We start from the raw sequence: 12,510 nt of genomic DNA, 5'->3' as shown, positions 1-12,510 counted from the left end.
AACAGAAATCACGAAATTTTCATCAAAAAACTTTTGGAGTTTTTGTTGGACGGAGACGGTAAATATTTGTGCCGGCATAATACCCCTCCACCGCCTGTCGGCGGTCCCCCTCCCCTTTCAGGGGAGGCTGAAAACGACTGTTGTTGACAAATGTGAATTTTACAGATAATGCCTCCCCTGAAAGGGGAGGGGGACCATTGCGCAGCAATGGTGGAGGGGTCATCACGCCAATAAGCATTTAACCGCCCACCACGTCCCTCGGCACACGCTTGGAAATGCCGCAGACGATCTCATAGCCGATGGTGCCGTACATTGCCGCCAGTTCATCAGCGGTAATGGTCATATTCCCGTCCCTGCCGAACATAGTGACCACATCGCCGGGCTTTACTTCATCCGGGACATCTGTCACATCCAGCATCAGCTGATCCATGCAGACTCTGCCCACAATGGGACATGCCCTGCCGTGCACCAGAGCACTTGCCATGCCCGACAAAAGCCGTGCATAGCCGTCGGCATAACCGATGGTCACTGTGGCAATGGTACGGGGACAGTCGGCGGTATAGGTTCTGCCGTAGCTGATACATGCGCCGGCGTCCACAGTTTTCACGTGGGAGACTACGCTGCGCAGGGACATGACCGGGTGCAGTTCCATAGGCACATGCACGGGATAGTTGGGTTCCAGACCGTACATAATAATGCCCACCCGTGCCAGGGTCGCCCGGGGATTGGGGCGCATGACCGAGGCGGCACTGTTCATGAAATGCAGATGCTTCAGCTTGTGCCCCTTTGCGGCAAGCTGGTCATATACCGCAATGATAAATTCCTCCTGCCCCTGGGTATAGGCAACATCCGCCTGTTCCAGGGAATCCGCCACGGCAAAGTGGGTATAGATACCCTCTACGGACAGCCTATCCAGAGAAAACAGAGGCAGCAGTTCCTCGGCGCAAGCCTCCGGGGAGGCACTGCGGAAGCCGATCCGTCCCATGCCTGTGTCCAGCTTGATATGACAGCGCACAGGCTGGTGGGCAAAGTGCTGGAGCTGGTTTGCATAGTCCAGGGACAGAACGCCCTGGATGATATTGTTCCGGGACAATTCCGGGGCAAATTCCGGCGGCGTATAGCCCAGAATGAAGATCTCTCCATAGGGGCAGTACTGCCGCACCGCAAGGGCTTCTTCCAGATTCGACACGGCAAACCACCGCACGCCCAGCTCCCACAGCTTTTTGCAGACTGCCTCGTCACCGTGGCCGTAGGCATTCGCCTTGACCACCGCCATATATTGCGTCTGTTCCGGCAGAATCTTCTGCACGGCACGGACATTCTGTTCCAGCGCAGACAGGTCGATCTCCGCCCACGCACGATAGCGTTTTTGCTGTTCCAGTTCCATGAAATATCACGTTCCTTGTGTATAAATCAATGCATAATTTGCGTATCCCTTTTGTTCACGGATGAAAATACATTGTGGGGACAATTTTGCATTATACATTGATGTCCTGCCTTGCATTTCCCCATAAAATATGATATGATAACAAAAGAGACAATATGAACACCGGAAAACCTGCCGGCATTCGTTCGGCGTACTCTTTAGTATAGCACACAGGGTGCGAAATTGCAAGTAAGAATTGTTAATATGCTCGAAAATCAATTTTATGGCATACTGGTAATATTTTTTGGATCATATGGACGAAACTGTAGGGGCAAACTGCGTTCGCCCGTGAAAAGACTCCCGAAATATGCAAGCGAACACAGTTCGCCCCTACAGCGGAACAGTTTTATGAAACAAGTCACAACTATGTTGAAAGAGGGAATAGACGCTATGTTTACCCAGATTTTTGATACACACAGCCACTACACAGATAGTGCCTTTGACCAGGATCGAGACGAGGTACTCCGCCGTCTCCCGGAACAGGGCGTGGTACACACGGTTCTCGCCGGAACGACCATCGAGGACAGTGCCCAGGGCATCGGACTGACGGAGCAATATGATTATCTCTATGCCGCCGTGGGGATTCACCCGGAAACTGCCGGGCAGGAGCCGGGGGATTATCTGGCGCAGCTGGCAGAGATGGCAAAGCATCCGAAAGTCGTTGCCATCGGTGAGATCGGTCTGGACTATCACTACGAGGGCTACGACCGGGAGGCGCAGATCACACTGCTCCGGGAACAGCTGGATCTGGCGAAACAGCTGGATCTGCCGGTAATTATCCACGCACGGGACTGCACCGAGGACTATCTCCGGATTCTGACGGAATTCCGTCCCCGTGGGGTAGTGCACTGTTTTTCCGGCAGTGCAGAGACAGCCCGGCAGGTACTGGCATTGGGGATGTACATCGGCTTCACCGGCGTGCTGACCTTCAAGAACGCTAAAAAAGCCCTGAAAGCCCTTGCCGTGGTACCGGAGGACAAGCTGCTCCTGGAGACCGACTGCCCCTATATGGCGCCTGTGCCTTTCCGGGGAAAACGCTGCGACAGCGCCATGATTCCCTACACCGCCGAAGCTGCTGCCCTGGTGCGCGGCACAGACACCCAGACCATTCTGGAACAGACCTGCCGGAACGGAGAACGCTTGTTCGGCATTCCGGCTGTTTAATACAATGAGGAATTAGGAGGTTATCACATGAGTGTGAAAGAATCCGTTGCCGCATGTCTGGCAGAGGCAGAGGGACAGTATCTCTCCGGCGAAGCCATGGCGAAAAAACTGGGCGTCAGCCGGAACGCCGTGTGGAAAGCTGTCCGCACCCTACAGGAAGAGGGCTTTCCCATTGAATCCAAAAAAAAGACCGGCTACCGCATTACCCAGGACGCAGACCTCCTGACCGAGGACACTGTCCAGCCATTTCTTCACAGCCGGGTGCTGGGGCATCCTCTGCTGGTGTTCCCGGAACTGGACTCCACCAACAACTATTGCAAAAAGCTCATCCGCCAGGGTGCAGCGCACGGTACTGTCGTCACCGCCAACTGTCAGACAGCCGGAAAAGGCAGGCAGGGGCGGACGTTCTGTTCCCCGGCAGGTTCCGGGCTGTACTTTTCCGTGCTGCTGTCCCAGGCAATTGCGCTTCAGGATGCGCCGCTGCTGACTGCATGCGCCGCTGTGGCGGCTGCCCGTGCCATTGATGCCCTGTACGGCACGCATATCCAGATCAAGTGGGTGAACGACCTGTATCTGGAGGGCAAAAAGTGCTGCGGTATCCTCACCGAAGGAGACATCAGCCTGGAGTCGGGAAAGCTGGAGCACGCCGTAGTGGGGATCGGCATCAATATCCGCAACACCCGGAGTGCACTGCCGGCGGAACTGCTGGACAAGGTGACTTCACTGGAAGAAGCCGTGCCGGTCTGTCACGTCCGCCGGGCGGAGTTATTGGCGGCAATTCTCTATGAGCTGGAATATGCCCTGCGTGACCTGCCCACAAAGCGATTTCTGGGGGAATATCGGGGGCGCTCCTGTCTCCTGGGGAAAACAGCGGAATTCGTCATGGACGACGGCACACGCAAGAAGGTCTCCGTTCTGGAGATCGCCGACGACTGCGGTCTGGTGGTGCAGGATTCCTTCGGCAATGTGGAAACGCTCCACGCCGGCGAGGTGCATGTGACGCAGTTTTAAGGCAATACCGCACAAAGATTGTGCGTCAGATGCGCAGTCAGTTTTTTCGTCAGATGAAACAAAAAGCGCAGTGAATACTTTGTGTATTCACGAGCATTTTTGTGAAATATGACGGAAAAGATGCAAGCATATGACGTGCAAAGCCGCCAGGCGCTCTTTGTGCGGTGTTGCCTTAAGGCAGAACCGTTTTTACTGTTTTCAGAAACGTCGCTCATCCATGAAGTTTTTTGGTCCAGCAATTTTTCAAAAATGCTGGCGAGGTTCAGGGCGAGAAGCCCTGGTCGCCGTCCGCAGACGGCGAAACACCCTGCGCCGGATTTGTGCGGTTGTGGAGAATGCGACAGCCCCAAAACCAAGCCAGAACTGGCAAGAGATTCCCCACATTTTTGTGCAACATATCCAAATCTACAAATCTGCACTAGACAGATTTTGCATAATGTGATATAATCAGATTGTTATTGTATTGTTACGGCATATTTCGTGCCAAACAGAAAGGAATCCATCGTTTATGAAAAACACTGCAACCTTAATCGACTGGAAGGGTATGGAATGCATCCAGCTCTCCGCCGGCGGCTATACTGCTCTGATCGCACCGGGCATCGGCTCCAACGTGCTGCGTCTCCACGATGATGCAAACGGCGTGGAATTTTTCCGCTGGGATGAAAACAACACCCCGGATGACATCCGGAATTCCGCAGAGGTATGGGGTCTTCCCACGCTGTATCTCCCGAACCGGTTTTCCGATGGTGTGCTGCGCACTTCCGATGCTGTGTACCAGCTCCCGGTGAACGAGGCGGCACCCTTCCACAACCACATCCACGGCTTTTTACATAAGCGGGAACACACTGTGGTTGCCTATTCCGCAAACGAGGACGGCGCATGGCTGCGCACAGCCTATGTCTATAACGAAAATGACCCGTTCTTCCAGTATTTTCCCCTACCCTTTACGGCAGAGTTCTTCTTCGTGCTCAGCGAATATGGGCTGGAGTATAAGTTCTCCATCATCAACCAGTCTCAGAAGAAGCTGCCCATTTCCGTTGCTACCCACACCACCATTACCGCACCCTTTGTGGACGGCGCAAGAGAAGAGGATATCCGCATTCAGGTACCGGTGACAGAAAAGTGGACGCTGAACGAACGCTGTCTGCCCACCGGCGAGATCCTGCCTCTGTCGGACTATGACATGGCATACAAAAACGGCACCACCTGCCCGGTGAAGCGTGTGGTGGACAACGACATGTACACTGCCGGTATGCTGGAATTGGACAGAAAGCCTTTCCGGGGCGTAAAAATGACCGACACCGCCAGTGGAAAGGGCATCGGCTATGCCGTTTCTGACGGATACAAGTTCTGGATCCTGTGGAACGACCGGGGCGAGAAGCACTATTTTTGCCCGGAGCCTATGACCGCTATGATCGATGCACCCAATCTGGACATGCCCGCAGAAAAGACCGGCTACAGAGAACTGGCATCCGGCGAAATGTTCCACCTGGCACAGCATTTCTTCACCATCCTGCCGGAGGCGTAAAAACAGAACGATATTTGTCAGACAACGGAAAAGCAGCCCCACCGCAATGGTGAGGCTGCTTTTTTTGAGGGGATACTTATGCTTTACCTGATTATAGGATAGATGTTATTCTGCTATAAAAGGATCAACCCCAGTTGCCAGGGCCGCCCGGATTACCGCCGGAAGAGCCAGCCGAAAGCGCTGTGCCGCCAGAAATCGTACCGCCGACAGTCACAACATAGCTCGACTGTGTCAGAATATCTGTGCCGCCGGAAATCGTTCCGCCAGACTGTGCGGACGTACTATTTTCCGAGTATGCAAGGCTTCCGCCGCTTGCAGAATAGAAGGATACGATGGCATTTCCGGAAGCATCTACGAAGGTATATCTTGTGGTCAGAGAGGTGTTTCCGCTTGTCATCGAAATCACATTGCCGCCGGTACGTGTGATAGAGTAACCATCACCGCAGTCCAGGGGTTCCTGACCATTTGCACAGTAGTAACCGCCGTTGATGTAGAGAGGACCATTGGAGTCAAGCGAATCGTGATCGCCGCTTGCAGAGTTACATACGACCAGACCGCCGTTGAGGTGCACCTCACCATAATCACTGCTCATGCCGCCCTGACCGAAGCCGCCACCGCTGCTGCTCGTGCCGGAACCGTCGCCGCCGGCAGCATTGTAGCCGTCGTCAGTTGACACAATATATACCGTGCCGCTGTTCTGATAAATATATCCGCCTTCTACGCCTTCATAGCATTTTGAAACGTAGATCTGCACATCGTCATAGGTACCGGCGTTTTCTGTACCGATATACAGGTTATGGTCGCTGTGCAAAGCATCGTCGGCAGAAGCCAGTGTCAGAATGCCGCCTGTTGCATGCAGATCTCCTGCGCAGTGGACACAGTCGTCAGAAGAATCAATCTTCAGCGTACCGCCGCTGATGGTCAGATCGCCGCCGCTCTGGTAGGTAGTTCCGGCTGCGTCATAGAGACCAACTGCCTTGATACCCTTGGCGCTGATGTCGGTCTTGTTGGAGTTGCCGTCCGACATGCCACCGCCCATGCCGCCGCCCCAGCCGCCGGTGCTGCCGGAAGATGCGCTGCCGGTGAATCCAGAGCCCTGGTAGGTGTTGATGGTCACATCGCCGCCATTCATGGTGAAGGTCTGCTCTGCCTGGATGCCGTCTGCATAGGAGTTGATATTCACTGTACCGCCGCTGATGGTGACAAAGCCCTTGTCTGTCTCTGTGGAGGTAGACTTGATGCCGTCGCCGCCGGTAGTACCGTTATTGGTGTTGACAGTAACATTCAGTGTGCCGTAATTGGTGCTGTCTGTGGGGTCACCGATGCGGACAGAGTCGTTGCCGCGGATGCCGTCGTCCACTGCGTTGACAGTAATATCACCGTTCCACAGCTTCAGATCGTTCTTGCAGACAATGCCATCCTCGGCGTTGCCGTTGACAACAAGTGTACCCTTGCCCTTGATCTTCAGATCGTCACGGGAGAAGATGGCACCGTTGACAGTCTGGGTCACACCGTCACTGTCTACGTAGGTATCGGTATGGGAAGTACCATCAGAAATGGTATTGGTCGTGCCGTTCTTGGCAGAGATGGCAACTTCATCGCCGATTGCTTCTACATAAATCGGAGCCACGCTGCTGTTGGACAGGGTCAGACCGCTCAGGTTCAGGGTAACCAGACCTGTGGGCTCTGCGGTCTTGTCCACGTTGACAATGATCTGTCCGCTGTCGCTTTCGCCGCTGACGGAGATCTCACTGGAAGCAGTGACGGTTACGGTTGCCCCGGAAATGGTCAGGTTGGACGGATTGGAGATAGATTCGCCAGCCGCATTGTTTGCAGTAATCGTGCTGCCGCTGAATACCAGAGCCGTTGCCACATCGTCACCAGTGGTCACAGTACCGCCGCCGGAAAGCTCTGTTACGCCGGTGAACTTGGTAGGTGAACCAGTCATCTTGAATTCGCCGTTGGCAGAGCCGTCGTGAGTCATCTGGGTGCCGCCGGTGTATACCTGATAGGTGTTGGATGCATCCAGACCGCTGCCGCTGACAAGAACATAGTCGAACTTCTTGATGGGTGTCATTTCATAGACCGTGCTGCCGCTCTTCTGAATGGTGACAGCATTGCCCTTCTTCCACTCTGCTGCATAATCCAGCTGCATAATGGTCTGTGTGCATCCAGAAGTATCAATGGTCATAGCCGTACCGGTTGCATTCTGTCCGAAGGCATAATCTGTTGCCGTTGCGATCACATTACCGCCGGTAATGGCAAGTGCGCCGCCTTCATCCAGAGTGAAACCACGGTCGCCGCAGGCTACGACAGTACCGCCGGAGATCGCCAGAGAGGTTGCCGCCTGTACAGCGTCATTGCCTGCCTTAATGGAAACTGTACCAGAGAGAATGGACACATTTTCCTTAGAGGACTTGATGCCGTCTGCGGAGGAGTCGATGGTAACAGTTGCGCCGTCTACCTCAATCGTATTATTTGCCTTGATGGCGTCTGCATCGGAGGCAGTATCCACGTCAGTCACAATATTGATGATACCGCCGTTGAGCTTGATATCATCCTTACAGTTGATACCAGTGTTCATGCTGCTGGTGATGTTCAGCGAGCCGGTGCTGTTCTTGGTGACAGTGATATCACAGTCGCCGTAAATGACACCGCTGGTTGCAGCATTGGCAGAAGTTGCCGTATCCGTCAGAGTATTGGTGCCACCGCAGGTCAGCTTTATCTTTGCGGCACTCTGACCATAGACGCACGGTGCACCGGTGGAGGAGGTCATGGTGACATCCTGTAAGAACAGGGATACATCCTCTGCATCGGCGGTGGTATCCGGTACATTCACCAGAATCTGACCGTCTGTGATGGTGCCGTCTACCACATAGGTACCAGAAGCGGAAATGGTCACGGTCTTTCCGGAAACAGCAGTAACGCCCTTTGTGTCACCCTCTACTGTAATGCCAGCATCGTTCAGGTGAATATAAATTGCATCGCTTACCGGGTCAGTACTTGCCGCCATCTGGCGCAGTTTTGCCAGATCCATACCATTGACAGTGCCATCTGCCACAACATCTGCATTCAGATACTGTTCCGCCGTCAGAGGCGTACCGCCCAGCAGAGCTGTCTGAAGGATCTTGACATCCGCAGCAGTGACGCTGCCGTCTGCATTCAGATCGCCGGACGCATTGGATGCAGCTGCACCTGCCGGGATCGCCAGCATGGTGGGAACAGCCGCTGTACACAGCATAGACAGTGCCACAACGCCTGCCATTGTCTTACGCACATGGCGGTGCGAGAATTTTTTCATGTTGCTCACTTCTCCCTTTTAATCACATATTTTCATTGAAATAACAGGATCATACGACAGCGGATCGCAGAACCGGAACAATTGCTGTCCGCCGTCTGGATGAATGGGCAATACCGCACAAAGATTGTGCGTCAGATGCGCCGTCAGATTTTTCGTCAGATGAAACAAAAAGCGCAGTGAATACTTTGTGTATTCACGAGCATTTTTGTGAAATATGACGGAAAAGATGCAAGCATATGGCGTGCAAAGCCGCTAGGCGCTCTTTGCGCGGTGTTGCCAATGGTATATTGGAACAACACGGAGGTGAGAAGTCCTCCTGTTATTTTCCAGTATACCGTCTGTTTCTTAAAGGATTCTTAAACCATGTGGGGATTCCCATTATTTTTGTTCGCATTCTCACCGAAAATACCGCCGAAAATTTGTAAAAGGTGTAAAATATCACCCGAAACACCCGAAGCTCTTGACAAATGGGAGAAAAAAGAGTATCATAGATATAATAATCTGACACTTGCCGCAGGGGCTTTTACGGGGAATCATACGCAGGCTCTTGCGGCAATGCGGGATACTGGCAGAACCCGTACAGAACCCGTAAAGATTTCGGGAATTTATGATAACTGGAGGGTCATTATGGCAACAGAACTGTGTGAAAAGTTTGGAAAACAGGGACTGACGTTTGATGACGTTCTGCTGATTCCGGCAGAATCGGACGTAACTCCCAACATGATCGATCTGCGCACGAAATTGGCTGGAAATGTGCATCTGAACACGCCGATCATGACTGCCGCTATGGATACGGTAACCGAGGCGCAGATGGCAATCGCCATTGCACGGGAAGGCGGCATCGGCATCATTCACAAGAATATGACCATCGAACAGCAGGCGGACGAAGTGGACAAGGTAAAGCGCTCGGAAAACGGCGTTATCGTGAATCCCTTCTCCCTGACGGAAAATCACCTGGTTTCCGATGCGGACGAGCTCATGGGCAAGTACAAGATCTCCGGCGTACCCATCGTTGACCGTGTGGGTAAGCTGGTGGGCATCATCACCAACCGTGACATGCGGTTCCTGACAGACTACAACGGCCCCATCTCCGAGGTCATGACAAAGGAAAACCTCATCACCGCTCCCGTGGGCACCACCATGGAAGATGCACAGGCGATCCTGCGCCAGCACAAGATCGAGAAGCTGCCTCTGGTGGACGACGAGGGCTACCTGAAGGGGCTTATTACCATTAAAGATATTGAAAAGGCAGTACAGTTCCCCAACTCTGCCCGTGACGAAAAGGGTCGTCTCCTCTGCGGCGCCGCTATCGGTATCACAGCCAATGTGCTGGAGCGTGCCCATGCACTGGTAGATGCACAGGTAGATGTGCTGGTTCTGGACTCTGCACACGGTCACAGCAAGAACATCATGACCACCCTAAAAAAGGTCAAGGAAGCATTTCCCCACATTCCGGTCATTGCAGGCAATATTGCCACAGCAGAAGCGGCAGAAGCACTGATCGCTGCCGGCGCAGATGCTGTGAAGGTAGGTATCGGTCCTGGTTCTATCTGCACCACCCGTATCGTTGCCGGCATCGGCGTACCCCAGATCACAGCGGTCTATGACGTGGCACAGGTAGCCATGAAGCACGGCATCCCGGTCATTGCAGACGGCGGCATCAAGTATTCCGGCGATATCGTAAAGGCACTGGCAGCCGGTGCAAATGTAGTTATGCTCGGCTCTCTGCTGGCAGGCTGCGAGGAATCTCCGGGTGAGACCGAGATCTATCAGGGACGTTCCTTCAAGGTATACCGTGGCATGGGCAGTCTGGCTGCCATGGCAAACGGTTCCAAGGATCGTTATTTCCAGGAGGGCGCAAAGAAGCTGGTTCCCGAGGGCGTTGAGGGTCGTGTACCCTACAAGGGCAGCGTTGCGGATTCCGTATTCCAGCTGGTGGGCGGTATTCGTTCCGGTATGGGCTACTGCGGCTGTCCTACCATTGAGGATCTGCACCAGAAGGCAAAGTTTGTCCAGATCACAAACGCAGGTCTCCTGGAGAGCCATCCCCACGACATCCAGATCACCAAGGAAGCGCCGAACTATTCGACACATTCCTGATTGTTACAAAATAAAAAAGTAACCGGCAGCCGGAGCGTATTTGCTCCGACTGCCGGTTTTTCTGTGTACGAACGAGTTTGCATTACTTGCTCATGATATCTGCAATGATATCCAGAACCTTATCGTGGCATCCGCCGCATCCGGTAGAACAAGAGGTGATCTCCTGTACCTTCTGGAATGCAGACTCTACCTCGCTCATGCTCTGTGCTTCGTGCATAACACCTTCGATATCCGCATAGGATACACCCATGCAATGACATACTTCGTAGTTTTCCTGCATGATTTTTTCACCTCCTTTCGTGCCATTGATCTGGTCTGAACAAAATGCTTTGTACAGTGCTGCCAAAAGCTTTCTGGAATGGATCAATATGCCTTGCCCCAGAGCACCATATGCTTTGCAGGCTTGCCGCAGCAGACGCATTTATCGGAAATGGTGTGCTGTTCCAGCGGAATGCAGCGGGAACCCACGCCGGTGACTTCCTTGACCTTGTCCTCGCATGCCTCGTCACCGCACCACATAGCTTCTACGAAACCATCGCCCTTTTCTTCCAGCGCCTGGGTGATCTGCTCCATGGTCTCGCAGACATAGGTCTTGTTTTTGCGGTTTTCCATTGCCTTGGCGAACATACCCTCCGGAATCTCAGTCTCCAGGAGACGGGTGACAGTTTCCAGCAAGGTCTCATAATTGTTGTCCAGAGAAACGGTCTGCTTTTCGCCGTTATAGCGGGCAGCAACTACGCACTGACCACTCTCGATATCCTTAGGACCGATCTCAATGCGGACAGGAACGCCCTTCATCTCATACTGTGCAAACTTCCAGCCCGGTGTGTTGTCGGAATCGTCCAGCTTCACACGAATGCCCTTTGCCTGAATTGCCCCATAGAGCTCGTTTGCCTTATCCAGAACGCCTTCCTTATGCTGTGCAATGGGCACGATCACCACCTGAATGGGTGCCACAGCCGGGGGCAGTACCAGGCCGCTGTCGTCGCCGTGGGTCATGATGATCGCACCGATGAGACGAGTGGTCACGCCCCAGCTTGTCTGGTGGGGATGTGCCAGCTTGTTATCCTTTCCGGCATACTGGATGCCGAATGCCTTTGCGAAGCCGTCGCCGAAATAGTGGGACGTACCTGCCTGGAGTGCCTTGCCGTCATGCATCAGCGCTTCGATGGCATAGGTTGCCACAGCGCCGGCGAACTTGTCGCTCTCGGTTTTCTTTCCCTTTACCACAGGCATTGCCAGAGATTTCTCGCAGAATTCCGTGTAAACGTTCAGCATACGCACGGTTTCTTCCATGGCTTCTTCCGCAGTAGCGTGGATGGTGTGGCCCTCCTGCCAGAGGAATTCACGGGAACGCAGGAACGGACGGGTGGTCTTTTCCCAGCGCACTACGCTGACCCACTGGTTATACAGCTTCGGGAGATCACGATAGCTATGTACGATGTCCGCATAGTGTTCGCAGAACAGTGTCTCAGAAGTGGGGCGAACGCAGAGACGCTCTTCCAGCTTTTCGTTGCCGCCGTGGGTTACCCACGCCACTTCCGGCGCAAAGCCCTCAACGTGATCCTTTTCCTTTTCCAGCAGGCTTTCCGGGATGAACATGGGCATATTCACATTTTCGTGACCGGTTGCCTTGAACATGCCGTCCAGAATGCGCTGGATATTTTCCCAGATGGCATAGCCATAGGGTCGGATGACCATACAGCCCTTGACGCTGGTATATGAAACAAGCTCTGCCTTTTTGCAGATATCGGTATACCACTGTGCGAAATCCACGTCCATTGCCGTGATTTCTTCCACCATTTTCTGATTTTTCTTTGCCATAATATCCTCCTGTACTTACTCATGCAAGATATGGTTTCAGTATAGCATATTTTCGTGAGAATTGCAAGTGTTATGTGCGAACTTGCACGCAAATCAATTTTAGGGCAATACCGCACAAAGATTGTGCGTCAGATGTACTCTACGAGCATAAACTTT

The 12,510-nt window shown here is 53.3% G+C and carries 8 protein-coding genes; 4 read left to right on the top strand and 4 right to left on the bottom strand.

Going from position 1 to position 12,510, the window contains the following annotated elements; translation table 11 throughout:
- Nucleotides 1-238 precede the first annotated feature (238 nt).
- Nucleotides 239-1,387, bottom strand: coding sequence for an alanine racemase (gene alr, locus Q0418_RS05545; protein ID WP_298483010.1), 1,149 nt, complete (start codon nt 1,385-1,387; stop codon nt 239-241).
- 387 nt (nt 1,388-1,774) lie between these two features.
- Here alr and Q0418_RS05540 point away from each other — a divergent pair, with 387 nt between their 5' ends.
- The 3 genes from Q0418_RS05540 (at nt 1,775) to Q0418_RS05530 (ending at nt 5,129) form a co-directional block, all read left to right on the top strand.
- Nucleotides 1,775-2,590, top strand: a complete 816-nt coding sequence (locus Q0418_RS05540; RefSeq protein ID WP_298483009.1) for a TatD family hydrolase — start codon at nt 1,775-1,777, stop codon at nt 2,588-2,590.
- A gap of 27 nt (nt 2,591-2,617) precedes the next feature.
- Nucleotides 2,618-3,601, top strand: a complete 984-nt coding sequence (locus Q0418_RS05535) for a biotin--[acetyl-CoA-carboxylase] ligase (RefSeq protein ID WP_298483007.1) — start codon at nt 2,618-2,620, stop codon at nt 3,599-3,601.
- A 508-nt stretch (nt 3,602-4,109) separates the two neighbouring features.
- Complete coding sequence (locus Q0418_RS05530; RefSeq protein WP_298483005.1) at nt 4,110-5,129, top strand: aldose 1-epimerase; 1,020 nt, start codon at nt 4,110-4,112, stop codon at nt 5,127-5,129.
- A 124-nt stretch (nt 5,130-5,253) separates the two neighbouring features.
- Here the strand turns inward: Q0418_RS05530 and Q0418_RS05525 are convergent, their stop codons facing one another.
- Nucleotides 5,254-8,430 carry a carbohydrate-binding domain-containing protein gene (locus tag Q0418_RS05525; RefSeq protein ID WP_298483003.1) on the bottom strand — a complete coding sequence of 1,059 codons (3,177 nt, stop codon included), beginning with the start codon at nt 8,428-8,430 and terminating at the stop codon, nt 5,254-5,256.
- A 627-nt stretch (nt 8,431-9,057) separates the two neighbouring features.
- Here Q0418_RS05525 and guaB point away from each other — a divergent pair.
- Nucleotides 9,058-10,530, top strand: coding sequence for an IMP dehydrogenase (gene guaB, locus Q0418_RS05520; protein ID WP_298483001.1), 1,473 nt, complete (start codon nt 9,058-9,060; stop codon nt 10,528-10,530).
- Nucleotides 10,531-10,612: 82 nt separating this feature from the next.
- Here guaB and Q0418_RS05515 read toward each other — a convergent pair whose 3' ends face one another.
- Nucleotides 10,613-10,810 carry a (2Fe-2S)-binding protein gene (locus Q0418_RS05515; RefSeq protein ID WP_298482999.1) on the bottom strand — a complete coding sequence of 66 codons (198 nt, stop codon included), beginning with the start codon at nt 10,808-10,810 and terminating at the stop codon, nt 10,613-10,615.
- Between the two features lie 83 nt (nt 10,811-10,893).
- Nucleotides 10,894-12,354 (bottom strand): proline--tRNA ligase, encoded by a 1,461-nt coding sequence (gene proS, locus Q0418_RS05510; protein ID WP_298482997.1) that lies wholly within the window; start codon nt 12,352-12,354, stop codon nt 10,894-10,896.
- Nucleotides 12,355-12,510: the final 156 nt, after the last annotated feature.

This window comes from uncultured Ruminococcus sp. (assembly GCF_937915125.1).
GTDB lineage: Bacteria > Bacillota > Clostridia > Oscillospirales > Ruminococcaceae > Ruminococcus_C.
This window is presented reverse-complemented; position numbering and strand designations above follow the sequence as displayed.